Annotated in this window: 1 protein-coding gene; it reads right to left on the reverse strand. The window is 40.1% G+C overall.

The window, feature by feature from the left end:
• On the reverse strand, positions 1 to 207 hold a 207-nt coding region (locus HMPREF3265_RS10935; RefSeq protein ID WP_176746627.1), incomplete at both ends, for a G5 domain-containing protein.

Below are 207 nucleotides of genomic sequence, written 5' to 3' on the forward strand. Positions count from 1 at the left end.
CTGGTTCTTTTGTTACTTCTGTTGTTGGTTCACCTTCGCCTACTTTTTCTCCCGTTAATGGATTAATTGTTGTTGGCGTTGTTGTTGTTTTCTCTCCAGTTTGTCCTTCTTGCGTTACTTTCTCTTCACCTGGTTTTAAGTCTGGATTGAACTCACGTTTTTTCTCGAATGGTATTTCTTCTTTAGTAACCTCTGGTTCGCCTGCTT

Source organism: Staphylococcus sp. HMSC62B09 (assembly GCF_001839115.1).
GTDB classification, from domain to species: Bacteria; Bacillota; Bacilli; order Staphylococcales; family Staphylococcaceae; genus Staphylococcus; species Staphylococcus haemolyticus.